Genomic DNA, 20,617 nt, shown 5'->3' with positions numbered 1-20,617 from the left:
CCTTTTTTGTGACTACGTTGAAGGAGATGGAAATGGGCAAGAAACTCAGAGAATTGGCTGGTGGCGTGAGCGAGAACCAGTTGGCGTCGACAGTCAAGGAATCTGCCCAGCAGATCTGGCTTGCCGGGCTCGGCGCTTTTGCAAAGGCCCAGGAGGAAGGCGGCAAGGTGTTCGATGCCTTGGTCAAGGAAGGCGAGAGCATCCAGTCGAAAACCCGCAAGATGACCGACGAGCGGATTGCTCAGGTGGCAGGTAAAGCCGCGGGGACCTGGGATCGCCTGGAGCAGGTATTCGAGGACCGTGTTGCGCGCGCCCTTGGAAGTCTGGGTGTACCGAGCAAGCAGGATATTGATCGCCTGTCCAAGCGTGTCATCGAGTTGAGTGCCGCGGTGCAGGCCCTGACCGAGGGGAAAGTTGCTCCCAAGGTCGTCGCCAAGCCGGCCGTGAAAGAGGCGGCCACCACGGCTGAGCCGGCGGCCGCGAAGCCGGCTGCCGCTGCCGCCAAGCCGGCGGCTCGCCGGCCGGCGGTCAAAGCCGCTGCCGCCAAGCCGGTTCCTCCGGTGACCCCGGCTGATGTGCTGAATACCATTCCACAGCCAAGCGAGTAGGTTCCTGAGCGGTCTGGGCCAGCTCGCCATCGCTGTCTGGACCAGGCTCTCAACCACGGTTGCAGAGTGTGCGAAGCCCTCCCCCAGGGGAGGGCTTCAGCTGGCTGAGGCATGCGATCCAGGCTGACCGGCGGCGCTTTTCCGCTGTCGGTATAAGCACGATCTGCTGACGCCGACGACGCAGCGCAGGAAAGCGGCGTCGAATTTTGCCGCAGGCGGTGCATCCCACGGGAGAAAGGACGGCGGTCCATGGTTGCTGCAAGGAAGCGTGCGAGGATCGGGCTGGCGCTCGCCGGGGGTGGTCCGGTGGGTGGCATCTACGAGGTCGGTGCGATGGCCGCATTGGCCGAGGCTCTCGACGGGTTGGACTTTACCGGCCTTGACATCTATGTCGGGGTCAGTTCAGGGGCCTTCATATCGGCTGCCGTCGCCAATGGCCTGGGGCCTGCCAAGTTGGCGCGCATGCTGGTGGAAAACGATACCGACGAGGTATTCGACCCCGAGATGCTTCTGCGTCCGGCTTTCGGCGAATACCTGCGACGTGCGCTTGCCGTGCCGGTGTTGTTCTGGTCGTCCTTGCGCCAGTACCTTTCGGATCCCTGGCACCTTCGTCTGATCGAGACGTTCCAGGGTCTCAGTCATGCGATTCCCGCCGGCGTTTTCAACAGTTCAGGCATTGATCAGCTGCTGCGAAGACTCTTTTCGACTGGCGGGCGGAGCAACGATTTTCGCCAGCTCAAGCATCGCCTATTCATCGTGGCGACGGATCTCGACACCGGAGAGTCGGTCGCCTTCGGTTCCGAGGGGCATGAGGATGTGCCCATTTCGGTCGCCGTGCAGGCCAGTGCTGCCTTGCCAGGTCTGTTTCCACCGGTGAGGATTGGCGAGCGGTATTTCGTCGATGGCGCTCTGATCAAGACGCTGCATGCTTCCGTTGCGCTGCAGCAGGGCGCCGAGCTGCTGATCTGCATCAATCCGCTGGTGCCATTTGACTCACGCCTGGCGGCCAAACGCCCGCTGCACGAGAACCGGACATGGGCCCCCGAGCATCTGGTTGACGGAGGTCTGCCGGTCGTCCTGGCGCAGACTTTTCGCGCCATCATTCACTCGCGGATGCGCACCGGTATGGATCGCTATCGGCACGAGTTCCAGGGCAGGGACGTGGTCCTGTTCGAGCCCACGCGTGATGATGCGGACATGTTCTTTACCAATGTGTTCAGCTATCGGGGCCGCAGTCGTTTGTGCGAGCACGCCTATCAACGGACGCGCAGCGATCTCTACCGGCGGCGCCATGAGCTGCGGCCGATCTTCGCTCGTCACGGTATCGAACTGAACCTCGGTGTGCTCAAGGATCACAGTCGTTCGCTGCTGTCACACAAGCGCCGTCCGGATCTGGCGTCCAGCGCCAGCGCGCTGGACGCTTCGTTGCGCGATCTCGAAGTCTGGCTGGAAGCACAGAAAGCCTGATCCTGCCGTGCTCACCGGGCTTGGGCTTTGCAGATCACGGCTGCGAGGATTCCCTGAGCTGGCACGGAGTGCTATGCTGGCCGTTGCTGACAGATCAGGACGGGCAGTGGATGGACAAGAAGCCGAAGCGGCGTACGCGCGAACGCATTCTCGAAACGAGCCTGCGCCTGTTCAATGACTTCGGTGAGCCGAACGTGACGACCACGGTCATTGCGGACGAGATGAACATCAGTCCCGGTAACCTTTATTATCATTTCCATAACAAGGACGAAATCCTCGAATCGATCTTTGCCGTCTTCGAACGGGAGATCGAGGAAACCCTTGCTGCGCCGACCAGACGGCCAGCCAACGTCGAGGATATCTGGCTGTTCCTGCATCTCCTGTTCGAACAGATCTGGAAGTATCGTTTCTTTTATCGCGACCTGAATGATCTGTTGACCCGCAATCGTGTTCTGGAGATTCATTTCAGGCAGATACTGGCGCACAAGGTGCGGACGGCGACCACCTTGTGCGACGGGCTGGTCCTGGCAGGTGCGATGCGCGCCAGTACTCAGGAGCTGCGTGCCTTGGCGACGAACATGACCGTGCTCGCAAGCTACTGGCTGTCCTTCGAGTATGCGTGCGACCCACGCGGCAAGGTCGAGAGTGGTCGCATTGGCCGCGGCGTGTATCAGGTGATGGCGATGGTTTCGCCGTTTCTGTTGGGCGAATCGAGAGGCCTGCTCGAACGGCTGTCGCAGGAGTACCTCCCGGCGTAGCCTGGTGGGCAAGGCCATACTTCACGAACTTGGAGCGAGGACAAGCAATGATCTGGAAAAAGTTTCCCTATCCTGACAAGGCATACAACTATGCCGGCGGGGCGTTGCAAGAGAACTGGGCACGCCTGCATCGCGGTGACTGCGAGCCCTTCCCCGACGATCCAAAAGTGCAGGACGCCTGGCGAAGCTATCACGCTGGTGACTTTGGCCAGGCGGTCGCGGCTGGTCTGGCTTGCGGCTTGGCTGGTTACAACGTGGCCAACAAGGCGGCAACGATCTACGCCGGTTATCTCGAGACTGACGACGAGCGCAAGCGCAGCCTGCTCACGCAGGTCGCGCAGCGCTGCGAGGAGCAGCAGGAAAAGACGCCCGCCGATGTGAATGCCTGGTATCTCCACGCCTTTGCGCTTGGTCGCTACAGCCAGAGCATTTCGGTGGTCAAGGCGCTCGCCGAGGGCATGGGCGGCAAGATCAAACACAGCCTGACGCAGGCTCTGGCGCTTGAGCCTCGCCACGCTGACGCGCGCATCGCGCTTGGCGCCTATCACGCAGAGGTGATCGACAAGGTCGGCTCGCTGGTTGGCGGAATTACCTACGGGGCAAAGAAGGACACCGGGAAGGAACTGCTTGAAGCCGCGCTCGAACTGATCCCCGACTCTGCGATCGCCCGCATCGAGTATGCCAACGCCTTGGTCCTGATGTTCGGCAAGGCGAAGCTGAAGGACGCCGAACGGCTGTATCAGGAAGCTGCAGGCTGCCAGCCGATGGATGCGATGGAACGTCTGGACGTCGAAGCGGCGAAGGCCGAACTCGCCGACTGACGCCTCGTTTTCCGTCCGTGGCGGAGATCGGGTCGGCCATCGAGGTGCGCGCGCCGCGGCCCGGCTGAGGCTTTCACGGGCATTGCGGCCACCTGCGGCGAGCGCTCGGGGTTCGCCAGTCATGCGCCGCTTCGGGCAGTGGGGAGTCGGCGGGCCAGCCCGGCCAGGTCTGCGGCGACAGCGTCCGGATCGCTTAGCCGGTCCCAGGGCTCGAGCAGTAGCAGCCAGAGTAGTTTGTCGAACTCAACTGCGAAGCGGCTGACGATCTGCTCGGGATCGTCGACCATGGTCCGGTCGGTAATCAGTCCGAACTGCACTCTGCCGTTATAGGACAGGATGCTGACGCCCATGCCGATCTCGCCGGCTTGCGGGACCCAGACCATCTGCTGGTCGATTTCGCTGCCGGCGAAGTAACGAGGCTGCTGAGAACCCGGGACGTTGGTCATGACCGCCGTGGTCTTGCTGGTCAGCAGGTTGAGAATCTGGTCCTCGACGAATTTTGGCGCCATGCCGGCCGCGCCCAGGAGGCTGAAGGTCAGCATCGCCTGATAAGAGCCCTTCAACGCCGCCATCCGGGCCCGCGTCGCGTACAGCCTGGCCAGCGGGTTCTCGATGCCGATTGGCAGTTCGAGCGCGACCAGGCCAAAGCGGTTCCCTAGATCCTCGATGTCATCCGGTGCCCGCAGATTGACCGGGACCATGGCGCGAATTTCGCTGGTCCCCGGGTTGTCGCCTTTGGCCACCAGATAGCTGCGTAGGGCACCGGCGACCGAAGCGAGCAGGGTGTCGTTGACCGAGCAGCCGAGAATCTTGCCGACCGCCTTGATCTCGCTCAGCGGGAGCGGTTCGGACCAGGCCACGCGCTTGACCGTGCCTGGCTTGCCCTTGTAGCGCGTCGGACTGTCGTTGGGCATCAGGGCAAGCTTGCTGACTTCCTGAGTGATGGCTGCCGCTACCCGGGCGTAGTCGCGGAGGCGAGCCGGGTCATCGCGCAGGCCAAGGTATTGACCCCAGAGGTGGCCACCGACGCGTATCGAGGCGATCGCGACGTCGGTCAGTGGCTCCAGGATCAAGCGCCAGAAGGCGTCGTTGTCATCGCTTTCGCCTGCAAGATCGCCCTGCTTGCCGGTACTGGCCCTGGCTGCCACCGCCAGACCACCGTCCTCCGGCGCCTCGGCCCGGTCATCGGTCAGCGAGTGGATGACGCCAAGCAGGGCGATGCCATCGCCAATCGCATGGTGGATGCGCACGACCAGTGCGGAATTGTCGTCGGCCATGTCGACGAGGTTGAATTCCCAGCGCGCCCGTGCCGGATTGAGTGGAGTGCTCGCCATCTCGGCGACAAACTTCTGCAGTTCGTGCGTGCCGCAGGGCGCCGGGAGAAACGAGTGGCGAACGTGCGCGTCGATGTCGAAGTCTGGGTCGTCGACCCACCACCAGGCATCGGCGTCCTCGGTCGCAATCTGCCGAAAGCGTCGGTAGCGCAGCATACGCCGGGCGACTGTACGCTTGAACCGCTCGGCGTCGACACGGCCCTTGAAAACCATCACACCCAGGATCTGCATCAGGTTCTCGGGCCGGTCCATGCGAAGCCAGGCGGTGTCGACATGAGAAATTCTCTGGCGCGAAGTCATCGCGTGCGCTCCCTGAACAAATGGCAAGCCCATATAATAGCAAGCCATTTCAGCCGATCATCAACTAGGGGAACCACCGTGAGTGACCTGCAAGCCCAGTTCGAGGCCGCCGTTGCCAGTTCCAAGAGCCTCCCCGAGCGTCCGGACAACACCACTTTGCTGACGCTCTACGCGCTTTACAAGCAGGCTAGCGACGGCGACGTCGAAGGCCGGCGCCCTGGTTTTACCGATATGGTTGGTCGCGCCAAATACGATGCCTGGGCAGCGATCAAGGGGACGCCCGCTGCCGGGGCGATGCAGCAGTACATTGCCCTGATCGAAAAGTTGAAAGCGATCTGACTCCGGTCCTGCCGACTTTCCGGGCAGCTTTCTTCAGCTCGGGAAGTTTTCGTCGAAAAACCTGTGGATCTCGCGTTCTATGGTGGGCTTGAGCGCGAACAGCAGGAAGCCAAGACGAATATTGAGAGCAACCTGCTGATCGTCCACCGACAGATCGCCGGCCACACCGGGTCGCTTGAAGCGCATGACATCACCGTCCCAATGGTAGCTCAGGTCGAACTCTTCGTTCAATTCCGACGCCATGTGTTCAGCCGACGCGCGCGCCTCGGCGAGACTCTTGCCGTGCTGGCGGCAAATGATGATGTCGCTCATGCGAAACTCCTGTGGTGTTAGCCGATTTCGGCGCAGAGTGAGCGGAACGCCGCGTAGCGGCGCGGGTCGATGTCACCATGACAGACTGCCGCAAGTACGCCGCAGTCCGGTTCATGGTCGTGTCGACAGTTGCGGAAGCGACAATGGCCGAGCAGCGGCCGAAGTTCGATAAACGCGTGCGCAATTTCCTCTGATGACAGGTGGTGTAGACCGAATTCGGTCAGGCCGGGCGAGTCAATCAGCGCCGAGTCGGCGCTTGGGCGGTAGAGGCTGGCATGCGTGGTGGTGTGTTTGCCGGTGTGCAGGGCTTGCGAGATCTCGCGGGTTGGTGCGGCGGCGCCAGGGACCAGGGCATTGATCAAGGTCGATTTGCCCATCCCTGATTGGCCGATCAGCAGGCTGGTGTGGCCGGCCAGACACGGTAACAGCAGCGTACCATTCTGGCGTGCCGAAAGCCTGACGATCCGGTAACCCAGCTTCTCGTAAGGCGCCAGCGCCGCCGTGGCGGCTGCCAGCCGCTCGCTGAGGTCGCATTTGTTGAGCACGATGAGAACCTGGATGTCCTGACTTTCAGCGGCGACGATGCAGCGCGTGATAAGTTCGTCCGAAAACGAGGGTTCGGTGGCGACAACGATGATCACCTGAGTGACGTTGGCGGCGATCAGCTTCTGTTTGAAATTGTCCGAGCGATAAAGCAGGGTCCGCCTCGTGTCAAGCGCGCCGATCACGCCCTGGTCTGGGCTCGTGCGCTGGACCGTCACCCGGTCGCCGCAGACCAGCTCGCTCTTCTTGCCGCGAGGAACGCAGAGCAGCGTCGTTCCATCTGCCAATTCGATGCGGTACTGCCGCCCATAGGCGGCGACGACGGTACCTGCGAGTCTCAAATCCTGGCCAATGCTTCGATCTTGGCGGCGCAGATGAAATCGTTGCGTGACAGGCCGCCGACGTCGTGCGTACTGTAATTGACCTTGACACGGCCGTAGCCGACTTCAAGATCGGGGTGGTGGTTTTCACGTTCAGCCATTCCCGCCACGGTGTTTACGAACAACAGGGTGGCCGTGTAACTGGCAAAGGTGAATTCTTTTTGCAGCAGCTGGCCCGGGTCGACAATCTGCCAGCCCGGCAGGCTGGCGAGCAGGGCCGACGCCTGCGTTTGATCCAGTGAGTGTTCGCCGCCACGAAGCGGGCGACAATGTTCGCGGGCAAGTTCCGGTTCGGTTATCATCGCCTGGACTCCTTCTGGTTCTGTTCAAGCGCTTTGCAGGTGGGCAATGCGCAGGGCAGCCGGTGGATGTGAATCATAGAACAGTGAGTGTAGCGGGTCGGGAGTCAGCGTCGCAGCATTATCTTCATAGAGTTTCACCAGCGCGCTGACAAGATCACCTGCCGAGGCGTGGGCTGCCGCGTAGCGGTCGGCTTGAAACTCGTCGCGACGGGACAGCAGACTCAGGAGTGGCGTCAGCAGGAAGGTGAAGACGGGGCCGACGAGGAAGAAGAGAAGCAGTCCCAGGACGGTGTTTCCGGCAGCAACGCCAAGTCCGTTGAAGAACCACTCGGCATCGATCAGTTGGCCGAGCAGAGCGAGAAAGCCGAGCGACATGGCGAAAAGCATTCCTATCCGCTTGAGGACGTGTCGGTGTTTGAAGTGGCCCAGTTCGTGCGCCAGGACGGCTTCGACCTCGACCGGGCGCAGGCGGCTGAGCAGCGTATCAAAGAAAACGATGCGCTTGGTCTTGCCGAAACCCGTGAAGTAGGCGTTGCCGTGGCGCGAGCGTCTTGAACCATCCATCACGAAGAGGCCTGAACTGGTGAAGCCGCAGCGCACCAGCAGCGCCTCGACGCGCATCTTCAGCTGGGCATCGTCAAGCGGGACGAACTTGTTGAAAAGTGGTGCGATCCAGGTTGGATAGATGAACAGGAGCAGCAGATTGAAGGCGCACCAGAAGAGCCAGACGTGGAGCCACCACAGATCACCCATTCTGTCCATCAGCCAGAGTACGGCCAGCAGCACGGGTGTGCCAATAACGATGCCCAGTGCCGCCTGTTTCAGCAGGTCGCTGATAAAGATCTTCAAGGTCATGCGGTTGAAGTCGAAGTTGGCCTCAATGACAAACTGCCGGTAGAGCGCCAAGGGCAGATCAACGACGGCGGATACCAGTGCGACGCTGAAGATCAGTGCAACGCCGTAGGTCAGGCCGTCGAGTCGCCCCGACCAGAACTCGTGCAATGTCTGCAGGCCACCGCCGAACGTGAAGGCGAGCAGAACGGCCACTTCAACCGCCAGCCCGACTGTGTCGAAGCGGGTGCGAGCGACGGTATAGTCGGCGGCCTTCTGATGGGCGTCGAGCTCGATGCGATCAGCGAAACCAGCGGGTACCCGCCCGCGATGAGCAATGACATGCGAAATCTGACGTTGCGCCAGCCAGAGGCGGAGGGCGCACATCAACAACAGGGCGGCAAGGAAGGCGAAGGAGAAGGTATTGAGCATGCGTCTGTGACACAATCACGGTTTTGGAGTTCAGGCGGATTATATGGCACAGGATGCCAATCACCTCGTGTGGCTGGATATGGAAATGACCGGTCTGGAACCTGATCGGGATCGCATCATTGAATTGGCGATGGTCGTGACCGACAGCCAATTGACGACCGTCGCCGAATCACCGGTGTGGGCCGTGCGCCAGGAGGATGCCTGTCTTGCGGCGATGGATGAGTGGAATCGGAGAACGCATGCGCGCTCCGGTCTGATCGAGCGGGTCCGGGCATCAGTGCTCGACGAGGCGGCTGTTGAAGCGGCGGCGTTGGCTTTCGTGCAGTCCTACGTGCCGCAAGCTGCCAGCCCGATGTGCGGCAACTCGATCGGGCAGGACCGGCGCTTCATGGTCAGGTACATGCCGCAGCTCGAAGCCTGGTTTCACTATCGAAACCTCGATGTCAGCACGCTGAAGGAACTTTGCCGCCGCTGGAAACCCGAGATCGCCAAGGGCTTTGTCAAGCGTGCCGAGCACACCGCGCTTGCCGATATCCGCGAGTCGATTGCTGAGTTGCAGTACTACCGCGAGCATTTCATCAGGCTCTGACGGCGCAGCTTGTTCGGTGCTGCTGCCTGCCTCACTTGCCTGACAAGGTCGCTGCTTGGCGCTGGTAAAGGTATAGTTTCTCGCTGGCACGGCGGTCGACCGGGCGACCGCCCTCCCAGATCTTCTCCCAGCCGGCAGCCATCGAGACGCCGCCATCCCTGGCTGAGCCCTGCATGAGGAGCAGGTCACAGTTCTTCGCGCCAGGGGATCTTGCGCCAACCGTGCGTATATCCTCGAAATAATCCAGGGCGGCGAGAATCGAGTTGGCGGCGTTGACGTTGACGATGCAATGTCGCTCGCCGGGCAGTGCCTTTGCCAGGGACGCGGCCACCTGACGATAGCTTTTTCCGTAGTCGATCCATGGCATCCAGAGCGTCGCGATCAACAGCCAGAACAGGGTCAGACCGGCCATCCAGTGCATGATCCCGCGCATTGGCGAGCGCGGGCTGGTGACAATCAACCAGCACCAGATCAACGTCCCGAGCAGCGCCAGGCCGGCGGCCAGGATGCTGAAGTGAGCGACGAATCCTGGCGCCAACCGAACCGCCTGTCGCGCAAGCTTCTCGGGCCAGCCGAATACCATGGCCGACCAGCCGATCCAGGCGAGCAGGGCAAAGACGCTGAAGGTAATCATGCCGAACCAGTCGAAAGCGTTCGCCGCGCCGCGTCGCAGGGAAGCAACCCCGGGAACGGCCAGCAGGACCAGTGGTGAGAGCAGCAACAAGGCGGGTGCGCTGCCTGCGCCTAACCACAGGCTGACCAGCAGCAGCGCTGTCAGCAAAGCGAAAACGGGCAAGGCCAGCGGGGTGGTTGCCAGCTGCCGGCGCTTCGCCCAGAGTGCCCAGCCGGCGAGAGGGAAGGCTGGCCAGGCGTACCAGGGCAGCATGAGGAGCAGGCGCTGCAGGTTGAGCAAGGGCTGAGCGCTGCCGCCGAGCTGGGCCAACTCACCATGCCAGAACCCTGCGAAGTACGGGGGATCTGTGACGAACAGGGCGACCAGCCAGCCGCCGGCCAGCGCGCAGGCCAGGAGCAGCGAGCCAAGCAGCAACAGCGCCGAGCGTTGACGGTTATCGGATCGCCAGACGACAAAGGTTGCCACCGGCAGCAGCGGCAGCATGGCTGCCAGGCCGTTGGCAAGAAAACCGAGCCCCAGTGCCGCGCCGAAGCAGGTGGCGCCGTGCCGCGGCCGCTTGCCGAGCAACTGGGTCAGTCCCCAGTAGGCGGCGGTATGTGCAGTCAGCGTGGCCAGCATGGGCTGCGCTTCGTGGGCGTGGAAAAGGAAGCCGATGCTACCGGCCAGTAGCAGGGGCGCCGCCGGCGCTTGCTCGCGGCCGTGCAGTTCGCGCGCGGCGAGCAGGATGAAACCCAGGGCGAGCAGGGTGAACAAGCCGCTGGCCAGTCTCGCACCCTCGTGCAACGGCAACAGCCAGGACCACAGATAACCGGCTGCTGCGGCTACCCAGTAGTAGAGAGGCGGTTCAGGGTAGGGGCGGCCAGCGAGGCCGGGCGTTAGCCACTGGCCGTTTGAGAGGATGTCATGGACCACGCCGATGGTGATTGCGTCATCATGTTTCCAGGGGTCGTGGCCAATCAGCCCGGTGAACACATAGAGGGCGAGCAGGACTGCCAGAGTCCAGCCGCTGGGTGGCATTGGAATCCCCTTGAAGCGGGCGTGCGCCGGTTGCACTGGCATCTGGAGAGTATTCGCTTGAACGTCCCGTTGACGGAAACGAAAAAGGCAGCCAAGGGGCTGCCTTTTCTGTCGACCCTGCCGGCCGACCTAAGCCGGCTTCCGCATGGCGCCGTATTTCTGGTTGAATTTCTCGACGCGGCCGGCCGTGTCGATGATCTTCTGTTTTCCGGTATAGAACGGATGGCAGGCCGCGCACACCTCGACGTGCAGCGGCTTCTTCATGGTCGATCGGGTGGTGAAGGTGTTGCCGCAGGAGCAGGTCACCGCGATTTCATTGTATGCAGGGTGGATGTTGTCTTTCATCTGGTGCTTTTCCTGTGCGTTAGATCTGTCGGATCGCCGCGCCAAGGCGACGCCCGAAACATGAGGAGTCTGGATAAACCGCGATTATCGGTGATTTTTGCATCATCTGCAATCCGGGTTCCGATGGCGCCGACACCGAGTGATCGATTCCGGTGCCGTGGCTTGCCTTCCCCGCGACACCCGCTGGCGTGATCAGCGGCGCATCGAATCGAAGAATTCCGCGTTGTTCTTGGTTGCCTTGATCTTGTCGAGCAGAAATTCCATTGCTTCGAGATCGTCCATGTTGTAGAGCAGCTTGCGAAGAACCCACATCTTTTGCAGCACATCCGGCTTCAGCAGGAGTTCTTCGCGGCGTGTCCCGGAGCGATTGACGTTGATCGCAGGGTAAACGCGCTTCTCGGCCATGCGGCGGTCGAGGTGAATTTCCATGTTCCCCGTGCCTTTGAACTCTTCGTAGATGACATCGTCCATTCGACTCCCAGTATCGATCAGCGCCGTGGCGATGATGGTCAGCGAACCGCCTTCCTCGATGTTGCGGGCAGCTCCGAAGAAGCGCTTTGGCTTCTGCAGCGCATTGGCGTCGACACCACCGGTCAGCACCTTGCCGGACGCCGGCTGGACGGTATTGTAAGCGCGCGCCAGACGGGTGATCGAGTCGAGCAGAATGACGACGTCCCGCTTGTGCTCGATCAGCCGCTTGGCTTTCTCGATGACCATCTCGGCTACCTGGACGTGGCGCGTCGCCGGCTCATCGAAAGTCGAGGCGACGACTTCACCACGCACCGAGCGCGTCATCTCCGTGACCTCCTCCGGGCGCTCATCGATCAGCAGGACAATGACCGTGACGTCCGGGTGGTTGGTGGTGATGGCGTGCGCGATGTGCTGCATCATCACTGTCTTGCCGCTTTTTGGGCTGGCCACCAGCAGGCCGCGCTGGCCCTTGCCGATCGGTGCGATGATGTCGATGATGCGGCTGGTAATGTTCTCTTCGCCGCGGATGTCACGCTCGAGTTGCAGATGTTCGGCAGGGTGTAAGGGCGTCAGGTTCTCGAAGAGAATCTTGTTCTTCGATGCCTCGGGTGCTTCGCCATTGATCCGGTCGACCTTGACCAGGGCGAAATAACGTTCGCCATCCTTCGGCGTTCGGATTTCTCCTTCAATGGTGTCGCCGGTATGCAGGTTGAAGCGCCTGATCTGGCTCGGGCTGACGTAGATGTCGTCAGTGCTCGCAAGATACGAGGTGTCCGGCGAACGGAGGAAACCGAAGCCGTCAGACAGTGTTTCCAGCGTTCCGTCGCCGAAGATGCTCTCACCTTTCCTGGCCTGATTCTTGAGCAGCGCGAAGATCAATTCGTGCTTGCGCAGTCGGTTGGCGCCTTCGACGTTGTTGTTAATGGCCATGTCCAGAAGCTGGCTTACATGGAGTGCTTTGAGTTCGGATAGGTGCATGTGCTGGAGACGAGAAAGGGAAGAACCCAACGCGCTGTGTTGCGCGCTGCCGCGAATCAAACGCGTGCCAGAGGGGGGGCCGTGAAGCCGGCAGGGGTGCTGCTAAAGGGAGAGGACGCCTGAAGGGATTGTACGGGCTGGCAAGTGGCCATGGGCAGGCCGTGTACCCACGAAATCTTCAGGCTGGGAGCGTAGCGAGTTTAGAGATTATTGTCAATGAAGCTGATCAGCTGCGATCTCGAGAGGGCGCCGACCTTGGTGGCTTCGATGTTGCCGTTCTTGAACAGCATCAGGGTCGGGATGCCACGGATGCCATAACTTGCTGGCGTTCTCTGATTGTCGTCGATATTCAACTTGACGACCTTCAGGCGGCCCGCATAGTCAAGTGCGATGTCGTCCAGCAGGGGTGCAATCATTTTGCATGGACCGCACCATTCGGCCCAGTAATCAACGAGAACAGGCTCAACCGATTGCAGCACTTCGCTGCCGAAACTGTCGTCCGTAACGTGATGGATGTGTTCGCTCATCAAAATGCCTCTTGCGGGGTCTGGGAAGGAGTGCCTGGCGGCGGTGGGTAGCATGGCGTCTGGCCCACGCTCTGGCCGGCCAGCTTTGCAATGCTAGCGAAAAAATCCCGTTAATGGAAGCCGTGGGTCTGTCTCGGAGGCGCCAAATACGCTATAGTCCTGAGCGTCTAAATCTGCAGAAGCGCGACAATGACGTACGTAGTGACTGAGAACTGTATCAAGTGCAAGTTTACGGATTGTGTCGACGTCTGTCCCGTGGACTGTTTCCACGAGGGTCCGAACTTCCTGGTAATCGACCCTGAGGAGTGCATCGATTGCACGCTTTGTGTTCCGGAGTGTCCGGCGGAAGCGATATTTGCCGAGGACGATGTACCGGAAGCCCAGCGCGCGTTCATCGCGCTCAACGCCGAACTGGCGCGGACGTGGCCGGTCATCGTTGAGCGGACCGACGCGCTGCCCGAGGCCGACGAGTGGAACAACAAGCCGGACAAGCTCAAGTATCTGCTGCGCTGAGTCTGGCTGTCCCCCCTTCTTTTTCCGCTAGTCGCGCGACGCCAGGCGGCGATGATGTGGCTAGGAGTCGCCTGGCCAGATGAAGCCTGCGGGAAGCCATGACGACAGCCTGTGCCTGCGCTTTCCCGGCGAGCACCGGTTTCGGTTGCACATCGCGAAAATGCTCTTCTGCCCGCCGGCAGGAGCAACAAATCCTTTAGAATAAAGCCCGTAGCGTCAACCATTCGGTCAATGGTTGGGAGGCGAACGGCAGTCCGCCGACGGCAAGTGCCGGCGACGCCGATTCTTATACAGAGAAGGTCACTCAGGAGGAGAGCAGGTGGAGAAGATCTGGCTGAAGAGCTATCAACAGGGCGTACCCGCCGAGGTTGATTTGAGCGAGTTCCAGTCGCTTGGCGAGCTGTTCGAGAAAAGCGTCGCAAAGTATCGCGACCGCGTGGCCTATATCAACATGGGGGTCGAGATCACCTACGCGGAGCTCGACAGGTTGTCGCGGGATTTTGCCGCTTACCTGCAGTCGGTTCTCAAGTTGCCGCTGGGGGCCCGCGTGGCGCTGATGATGCCGAATGTGCTGCAGTATCCGATCTGTATTTTCGGTGCCTTGCGTGCGGGCTATGTGGTGGTGAATGTCAACCCGCTGTACACGCCTCGCGAACTGGAGCATCAGCTCAAGGATTCAGGCGCCGACGTCATCGTGATTCTCGAGAATTTCGCTGTCACCCTGGAGCAGGTCGTGGCGATAACGCCGGTGAAACACATCGTGGTGGCTCGTCTTGGCGACATGCTCGGCTTTCCGAAGGGTGCAGTCGTCAATTTCGTCGTCAAGTATGTCAAGAAGATGGTGCCGGCATGGAATCTGCCGCGCGCCGTCAATTTCCGGAGCGCGCTTGCCAAGGGCGCTTCGGCCGAGCTGAAGGCGGTCGCCGTCAAGCAGGAAGATCTGGCCTTTCTGCAGTACACGGGTGGAACGACAGGCCTCTCGAAAGGGGCCATGCTGATTCATCGCAACATCCTGGCCAATCTCGCCCAAGCGCACGCCTGGATCAAGCCGGCGCTGGGGGATGAGCAGCACATGGTCGTTACGGCGCTGCCCCTCTACCACATTTTCGCCCTGACGGCGAACTGCTTCACCTTTTTCAAGATCGGTGCCAGCAACCTGCTGATTACCAACCCGCGCGACATTCCTGGTTTTGTCGCGGAACTGGGCAAGTATCCCTTCACGGTCATCACCGGCGTCAATACCCTGTTCAATGCCATGCTGAACAATGATGCCTTTTGTGCGCTCGACTTCGCCAAGCTCAAGGTCACGCTCGGCGGTGGGATGGCCGTCCAGAGGGCGGTTGCAGAAAGGTGGAAGCAGGTGACCGGCAAGCCCCTCATCGAGGCCTATGGTCTGACCGAAACCTCGCCGGCGGCAACCATCAATCCACTAGACATCCCCGCCTACACCGGCGCGATTGGTGTGCCGATCTCGTCTACCGAGGTCGCCATTCGCAACGACGCGGGCGTCGATGTACCGCTGGGCGAGCGCGGCGAACTCTGCATCCGGGGTCCGCAGGTCATGAAGGGCTATTACAACCGTCCTGAAGAGACCGCCAAGGTCATCATGCCTGACGGTTTCCTGCTGACCGGCGATATCGCGGTGATGGATGAAACCGGTTTCGTCCGTATTGTCGACCGGAAGAAAGACATGATTCTGGTCTCGGGCTTCAACGTGTACCCGAACGAAGTCGAGGATGTCGTGGCCCAGCATCCCGGCGTTCTTGAGGTTGCTGCGGTCGGTGTTCCGCACGACAAGTCGGGTGAGGCGGTGAAGATCTTCGTCGTCAAGAAGGACCCGGCGCTTACTGCAGAGGCGTTGATCGCCCATTGCCGGGAGCACCTGACCGGCTACAAGGTGCCTGGCCAGGTCGAATTCCGTACCGAGTTGCCGAAGACCAACGTCGGCAAGATCCTGCGCCGCGAACTGCGCGACGAGGCAATCAAGAAGGCCTGATCCGCCAGACCTCCCTGGCGGTGCTTCTGGTCAGACGTACCGCCAGCCGATCCGCGGGCAGGTGCCAGCCGTTGTGACGAGGCGCAGTCAGTCGTCCTTCGCGGCATAGGGCTGCAGTGCTTCGGTCGTGATCGGATGCTTGTTGCGCGAGGCGTAGAAGATCGGGGTCTTGCCGTGCTTGTCCTTGCTCTTCGGGTCGGCACCCCGTTCGATGAGGAGCCGTGCGACCCTTGGCTGGCCGGTCGCGGCGGCAAGGTGCAGCGGTGTTTGCCCGGTGTCGGTCCGCGCATTCGGATCCGCCTTTCGGTCAAGCAGCAGTTCCACTACGTGCCTGCCACCTGCAAGGACCGCCGCATGCAGGGGCGTCATGCCGATGCGGTCCCTGACTTCGATGGTCGCACCGCTGGCGAGAAGAAGTTCCGTTGCCCTGGTGCGTCCGTAGAACGCTGCCATGTGGAGGGGCGTTCTGCCGAGTGCGTCGGTGGCCTCGATTTCCGCTCCCGCTTCCAGCAGCGACCTGATCTTTGCCAGATCGCCGCTAATGGCGGCGATGGCCAGCGGCGACGCCGCGGTCGGGATGTCGTCAACGGTCGCCGCCGGGGGCTTTGCTGCTGCCGCGTTGTCAGGTTCCTTGCTGCAGGCGCTGAGGGCCAGGAAAAGCACGGAAATGGTCACCGTGACGCTGCGAGATAGGGCGGTTTTCATCTGAGAGATCCTCCTGCCAGGAGGAAGCATATTATCATCGCGCCCGCCGGTGACGTTCAACAGGCATCGGATCATCGTTCCGGGTCGCCCAGGGTGCCTGGCGCTGATCGGGCCAACCAGGCTCGTGTCGAGAGTCGATCCAGGTACAGGTAAACCACCGGTGTCAGGTAGAGGGTCAGGAACTGGGAGACCAGCAGCCCTCCCACCACCGCCAGGCCGAGCGGCTGTCTGACTTCGGCGCCGGCACCGAGTCCCAGGGCGACTGGCAGGGTACCCATCAGCGCCGCCATGGTGGTCATCATGATCGGTCGAAAGCGGATCAGGCAGGCTGCAAAAATCGCTTCGCCGGCCGGCATTCCCGCCTGTCTCTGCTGTGCCAGGGCAAAGTCGATCATCATGATGGCGTTCTTCTTCACAATACCGATCAGCATGATGACGCCCACAAAGGCGTAGAGGCTGAGGTCAACACCGAAGATCAACAGCGTCAACAGTGCGCCGAGACCGGCCGAGGGGAGTCCCGAGAGGATGGTCAGCGGGTGAATGAAACTCTCGTAGAGAATGCCGAGTACCAGGTACACCACAAGAACCGCGACCAGGAGCAGGACGCCCAGACCCTGCTGCGAAGACTGGAAGGCCTGGGCGGTCCCCTGCAGGCTGGTGTTGAGGGAAGCGGGAACCAGCATTTCCTGTTCCATGACCTTGATTCGGTTCACCGCTTCACCGAGGGAGACGCCGGGCAACAGGTTGAAGGAAATGGTCACCGACGGCATCTGGCCCTGGTGATTAACCGTCAGCGCCTGCGTCTTGCGACTGAATCGCGCCACCGTGTCGAGCGGGATGAGCTTGCCGCTGCTGCTGCGGACGTGCAGGCGGGCCAGCGATTCCGGCGCAGCCTGGTACTCCGGGGCAACTTCCAGAATCACTTGATACTGATTGCTCGAGCCGTAGATTGTTGACACCTGTCGGGCGCTGAAAGCGCTTTGCAGCGCATCTTCGATCTGCCCGTAGCTGAGGCCAAGGGCTGCCAGCCGGTCTCGATCAATGTCGAGCGAAACCACGGGGCTGAGCTGGTTGAGGTTGTTGGTCACGTCGACCAAGCCAGGCAACCGGCGGATGCCATCAGTCAAGGTACTTGTCCATTGATAGAGCTGCTCGAGGTCGGTGTCCTGCAGGGTGTACTGGTACTGCGCCGCCGTCAGCTGGCCGCCGATGCGAATCACCGGCGGATTCTGCAGGTAGGCCTTGATGCCCGGAACTTCGGCCAGCTTGGGGCGCAGGCGTTGAATGATCTCATCCGGCGACGACCGGCGCTCCGCACGCGGCTTCAAGATCATGAAGAGGGTGCCGGTATTGGCCGTCGGGCGGACGCCGCCGGCCCCGACCGCCGACATGAAGGACTGGATATCGGGTTCCTGGGCGACGATTTCGGCCAGCGCGCGTTGATGTTGTGCCATCGCGGCGAAGGACACGTCCTGGGCGCCTTCGGTGAAGGCAATGATCCGCCCCGAGTCACCGCTAGGCAGGAACTCCCTTGGCACCGAAGCGAAAAGCAACCCGGTCAGCGCCAGCGTCGCCAGGAAACTCGCCAGGACCATCCGCGGGTGAGCCATGGCCAGCCTGAGCGTACGCTCGTAGGCGGCGAGCAGGGCGGCGAAAAAGCGCTCGAAGGCCTGGAAGAGGCGGCCATGCGACCCGGGCTCGACGCGTTTGATGTAACGGCTGCAAAGCATCGGGGTCAGGGTCAGCGAGACCAGACCGGAGACCAGGATGGCGACGCAGATGGTGACCGCGAATTCGTGCAGCAGGCGCCCGACGATCCCGCGCATGAAGAGGACAGGAATGAAAACGGCCACCAGCGAGATGGTCATCGAGAGGATCGTGAACCCTATCTCGCGGGCACCCTTGATCGCTGCCTCGAAAGGCGTTTCGCCCTGTTCAACGTGCCGGACGATGTTCTCCAGCATCACGATCGCATCATCGACAACGAAGCCGACCGACAGGGTCAGGGCCAGCAGGGAAAGATTGTCGAGGCTGTAGCCAAGGATCGACATCACGCCGAAGGTGCCGACGATCGAGATCGGCAGCGCCAGGCTGGGGATCAGTGTGGCCGACAGATTTCGCAGGAACAGCAGGATCACCAGCAGGACCAGGAAACCGGCCAGAATCAGCGTGAACTGGACGTCTTCGATCGCTTCCCGAATCGACACACTGCGGTCGAAGAGCACCTTCATGTCGATCGCTGCCGGCAGTCCGGACTGGAATGACGGCAGCACCCGCTGGATGGCCTCGACGGTATCGATGGTGTTGGCGCCGGGCTGGCGTTGCACCGCCAGGACGATGGCCCGCTGGTCCACGTTCCAGCTGGCGATTCGCTGGTTTTCGACGCTGTCGATCGCGCTGGCCACCTCCTCGAGGCGCACCGGCGCGCCATTTCGCCAGGCGACGATCAGCGGCCGATAGGCGGCGGCAGTGCCCAGTTGCCCGCCATCCCGAATGGCAAAACTCTGACGCTGGCCATCGAGCTGACCCACCGGCTGATTGACGTTGTTCTGCGCCAGCGCCTGTTGCAGTTCGTCGATGCCGATTCCCCGGCTGGCGAGCTGGTCGGGGTTGGCCTGGATGCGCACGGCAAACTTCTGCGAGCCGTAGACCTGCACCTGGGCAACGCCGGCGATGGTCGACAGGCGTTGCGCGAGCTGGGTTTCCGCGTATTCGTTCACCAGCGACAGCGGTAGCGTGACTGACGACATGGCGATGTAGAAGATAGGCGAGTCGGCCGGGTTGACCTTGCGGAACGAGGGCGGGGCCGGCATGTTCGGTGGCAGCCTGCGCAAGGCGGCAGAGATCGCCGACTGAACGTCCTGAGCGGCGGCATCGATATTGCGCTCGAGCGAGAACTGCAGGGTGATCGCCGTCGAACCCTGGGCGCTGGTCGAGGTCATCGAATCGAGACCGGCGATGGTCGAGAACTGTCCTTCGAGGGGCGTCGCGACCGCCGCTGCCATGGTCTCCGGGGAAGCCCCCGGCAGACTGGCCGTGACCGAGATGGTCGGGAAATCGACGTTCGGCAATTCGGAGACCGGCAGGGCGCGATAGCCGATGACGCCGAAGATCAGCAGGGCCGCCATCAGCAGCGTGGTCATCACCGGGCGCCGAATGCAGAGTTCAGACAGATTCATTGCTGCTTCAGCGGCCTGGTCCGGACGCAGGCGCTGGCGGCGCCATAGCGGCAGCTGGCGCCGCCTCGAGTCGGGCGGGCTTGACGTGCACCAGCGTGTCGGCGGTGAGCCTCAGCTGGCCATCCGTGACGACCGTTTCGTCCACTGCAATTCCCTTGCTGATCGCTGTCAGGCCGCGGTCACTGGCCCCGACCTCGATCTTCCTGGGCTCAACCGTGCTGTCCGGCCGGACGACAAACAGGAAGGCACCATCCGGTCCCTGCTGGACGGCCTCGGCAGGCACGACGACCGCATTGACCAGGGTGTCAAGCGCGAGGCTGACATTGACAAACTGTCCAGGGGTCAGGTGTTCGTCGCGATTTTCCAGCAAGGCCTTCATCTGGATCGTTCCGGTGCTGGCATCCACACTGTTGTCGAGGAAGCTGACCGTTGCTTGCAGGGGCTGCTCCTGATCGCCGGGAATCCTGACCGTCGCCTGCAGCTCGCCCTTTCGCATGGCGCTGCGCAGCCGCGGCAGATGCTTTTCGGGAACCGAGAAAGTCACGTACAGCGGCCGTACCCGATTGACCACCGCCAGGGCCGTTTCATTGACCTTGATCGCCGAGCCGGGAAAAACCAGGCGAGCGCCAACGACACCGGCAAAGGGCGCGCGGATGGTGGCGTACGCCAGCTGGCGCCTGGCCAGTTCGACCGCTGCCCTGTCGGCCTTGACCGTTGCCGCGGCTGCCGCCTCGGCGGTCCGCAGCTCGTTCACCTTTTCCTCGGACACGAAGCCGCGTCGCTGCAGGGCGAGATAACGCTCAACGTCGGCCCTGGCCTTGGCCAGTTGTGCCCCGTTCCTGGCCAGATTGGCCTCGGCCTGCAGCAGGCGGGCGTCGAAATCGCCGGGATCGAGCCTGACCAGGACTGCACCGTGGCTGACGCGTTGCCCTTCGCTGTAGAGCACCGCAGTGACCTGGCCATCGAGTCGCGACTTCAGGGTCACGCTGGCGTAGGCCTCGGCCCGTCCCGGTACCTCGAGCAAAATCGGCATGTCGCGCACAGTGGCCTTTGCTGCCGTTACCGGCACCGCTGGCACAGCCTTGGCATGTTTGCTGACTGCCGCTAGCTGGCGAGCAGTCTGGTACCAGTACCCGGCAGCAACGAGGGCGACCGCGACCGCGGCCAGCAACAGCCTCCTGGATCGGGTCATCTGGCGTCGGCGCAACCGTCGGTGGCCGGGAGCTGGCGGGGGAA

20 protein-coding genes are annotated in these 20,617 nt (G+C 61.8%); 8 read left to right on the top strand and 12 right to left on the bottom strand.

What is annotated here, in order from left to right; genetic code table 11:
• The first annotated feature begins 32 nt into the window (after positions 1-32).
• The 4 genes from V5B44_RS17540 to V5B44_RS17525 all read left to right on the top strand — a co-directional run bounded on the left by V5B44_RS17540 (position 33) and on the right by V5B44_RS17525 (position 3,654).
• Entirely contained in the window at positions 33-608 is a 576-nt protein-coding gene (locus tag V5B44_RS17540) for a phasin family protein (protein ID WP_332360283.1), read from the top strand.
• 249 nt (positions 609-857) lie between these two features.
• Positions 858-2,075, top strand: a complete 1,218-nt coding sequence (locus V5B44_RS17535) for a patatin-like phospholipase family protein (RefSeq protein ID WP_332360282.1) — start codon at positions 858-860, stop codon at positions 2,073-2,075.
• Between the two features lie 110 nt (positions 2,076-2,185).
• Complete coding sequence (locus V5B44_RS17530) at positions 2,186-2,833, top strand: TetR/AcrR family transcriptional regulator (protein ID WP_332360281.1); 648 nt, start codon at positions 2,186-2,188, stop codon at positions 2,831-2,833.
• Between the two features lie 47 nt (positions 2,834-2,880).
• Positions 2,881-3,654: a hypothetical protein gene (locus V5B44_RS17525; protein WP_332360280.1), complete on the top strand. Its 774-nt coding sequence runs from the start codon at positions 2,881-2,883 to the stop codon at positions 3,652-3,654.
• A 119-nt stretch (positions 3,655-3,773) separates the two neighbouring features.
• Here V5B44_RS17525 and V5B44_RS17520 read toward each other — a convergent pair whose 3' ends face one another.
• Positions 3,774-5,288 (bottom strand): wax ester/triacylglycerol synthase family O-acyltransferase, encoded by a 1,515-nt coding sequence (locus V5B44_RS17520; protein ID WP_332360279.1) that lies wholly within the window; start codon positions 5,286-5,288, stop codon positions 3,774-3,776.
• Positions 5,289-5,366: 78 nt separating this feature from the next.
• Here V5B44_RS17520 and V5B44_RS17515 point away from each other — a divergent pair, with 78 nt between their 5' ends.
• Positions 5,367-5,627 carry an acyl-CoA-binding protein gene (locus V5B44_RS17515; RefSeq protein ID WP_332360278.1) on the top strand — a complete coding sequence of 87 codons (261 nt, stop codon included), beginning with the start codon at positions 5,367-5,369 and terminating at the stop codon, positions 5,625-5,627.
• Positions 5,628-5,660: 33 nt separating this feature from the next.
• Here the strand turns inward: V5B44_RS17515 and V5B44_RS17510 are convergent, their stop codons facing one another.
• The 4 genes from V5B44_RS17510 to V5B44_RS17495 are packed head-to-tail and all read right to left on the bottom strand — an operon-like array spanning position 5,661 to position 8,427.
• Positions 5,661-5,939, bottom strand: coding sequence for a polyhydroxyalkanoic acid system family protein (locus tag V5B44_RS17510; RefSeq protein ID WP_332360277.1), 279 nt, complete (start codon positions 5,937-5,939; stop codon positions 5,661-5,663).
• Positions 5,940-5,956: 17 nt separating this feature from the next.
• Complete coding sequence (gene rsgA, locus V5B44_RS17505; protein WP_332360276.1) at positions 5,957-6,823, bottom strand: ribosome small subunit-dependent GTPase A; 867 nt, start codon at positions 6,821-6,823, stop codon at positions 5,957-5,959.
• On the bottom strand, positions 6,820-7,164 hold the full coding sequence (locus tag V5B44_RS17500; RefSeq protein ID WP_332360275.1) for a 4a-hydroxytetrahydrobiopterin dehydratase: 345 nt from the start codon (positions 7,162-7,164) through the stop codon (positions 6,820-6,822). The genes rsgA and V5B44_RS17500 overlap by 4 nt, the downstream gene beginning before the upstream one ends.
• Positions 7,165-7,188: 24 nt before the next feature.
• Complete coding sequence (locus V5B44_RS17495; RefSeq protein ID WP_332360274.1) at positions 7,189-8,427, bottom strand: M48 family metallopeptidase; 1,239 nt, start codon at positions 8,425-8,427, stop codon at positions 7,189-7,191.
• A 43-nt stretch (positions 8,428-8,470) separates the two neighbouring features.
• On the opposite strand from V5B44_RS17495, the gene orn reads away from it, so the two are divergent.
• On the top strand, positions 8,471-9,016 hold the full coding sequence (gene orn, locus V5B44_RS17490) for an oligoribonuclease (RefSeq protein ID WP_332360273.1): 546 nt from the start codon (positions 8,471-8,473) through the stop codon (positions 9,014-9,016).
• Between the two features lie 31 nt (positions 9,017-9,047).
• Here the strand turns inward: orn and V5B44_RS17485 are convergent, their stop codons facing one another.
• The 4 genes from V5B44_RS17485 to trxA form a co-directional block, all read right to left on the bottom strand.
• Positions 9,048-10,709, bottom strand: coding sequence for an ArnT family glycosyltransferase (locus V5B44_RS17485; protein WP_332360272.1), 1,662 nt, complete (start codon positions 10,707-10,709; stop codon positions 9,048-9,050).
• Between the two features lie 87 nt (positions 10,710-10,796).
• Positions 10,797-11,012, bottom strand: a complete 216-nt coding sequence (gene rpmE / locus V5B44_RS17480) for a 50S ribosomal protein L31 (protein WP_332360271.1) — start codon at positions 11,010-11,012, stop codon at positions 10,797-10,799.
• Between the two features lie 192 nt (positions 11,013-11,204).
• The gene (gene rho / locus V5B44_RS17475) at positions 11,205-12,461 is read right to left on the bottom strand and encodes a transcription termination factor Rho (RefSeq protein WP_287631862.1); all 1,257 of its coding nucleotides are present in this window, start codon (positions 12,459-12,461) and stop codon (positions 11,205-11,207) included.
• Between the two features lie 200 nt (positions 12,462-12,661).
• Positions 12,662-12,988, bottom strand: coding sequence for a thioredoxin TrxA (gene trxA, locus V5B44_RS17470; RefSeq protein ID WP_332360270.1), 327 nt, complete (start codon positions 12,986-12,988; stop codon positions 12,662-12,664).
• Positions 12,989-13,177: 189 nt separating this feature from the next.
• On the opposite strand from trxA, the gene fdxA reads away from it, so the two are divergent.
• On the top strand, positions 13,178-13,501 hold the full coding sequence (gene fdxA, locus V5B44_RS17465) for a ferredoxin FdxA (RefSeq protein WP_332360269.1): 324 nt from the start codon (positions 13,178-13,180) through the stop codon (positions 13,499-13,501).
• Between the two features lie 319 nt (positions 13,502-13,820).
• Positions 13,821-15,497, top strand: a complete 1,677-nt coding sequence (gene fadD, locus V5B44_RS17460; RefSeq protein ID WP_332360267.1) for a long-chain-fatty-acid--CoA ligase FadD — start codon at positions 13,821-13,823, stop codon at positions 15,495-15,497.
• Between the two features lie 87 nt (positions 15,498-15,584).
• Here fadD and V5B44_RS17455 read toward each other — a convergent pair whose 3' ends face one another.
• The 3 genes from V5B44_RS17455 to V5B44_RS17445 all read right to left on the bottom strand — a co-directional run bounded on the left by V5B44_RS17455 (position 15,585) and on the right by V5B44_RS17445 (position 20,573).
• On the bottom strand, positions 15,585-16,202 hold the full coding sequence (locus tag V5B44_RS17455; RefSeq protein ID WP_332360266.1) for an ankyrin repeat domain-containing protein: 618 nt from the start codon (positions 16,200-16,202) through the stop codon (positions 15,585-15,587).
• Positions 16,203-16,273: 71 nt separating this feature from the next.
• A complete protein-coding gene (locus V5B44_RS17450; protein ID WP_332360265.1) occupies positions 16,274-19,381 on the bottom strand; it encodes an efflux RND transporter permease subunit in 3,108 nt (1,035 codons plus the stop codon).
• Between the two features lie 7 nt (positions 19,382-19,388).
• Positions 19,389-20,573, bottom strand: coding sequence for an efflux RND transporter periplasmic adaptor subunit (locus V5B44_RS17445; protein WP_332360264.1), 1,185 nt, complete (start codon positions 20,571-20,573; stop codon positions 19,389-19,391).
• Positions 20,574-20,617: the final 44 nt, after the last annotated feature.

The organism is Candidatus Accumulibacter necessarius (genome assembly GCF_036625085.1).
Note: the sequence above shows the minus strand (reverse complement) of the source record. Positions and strands in the feature narration are given on the sequence as shown.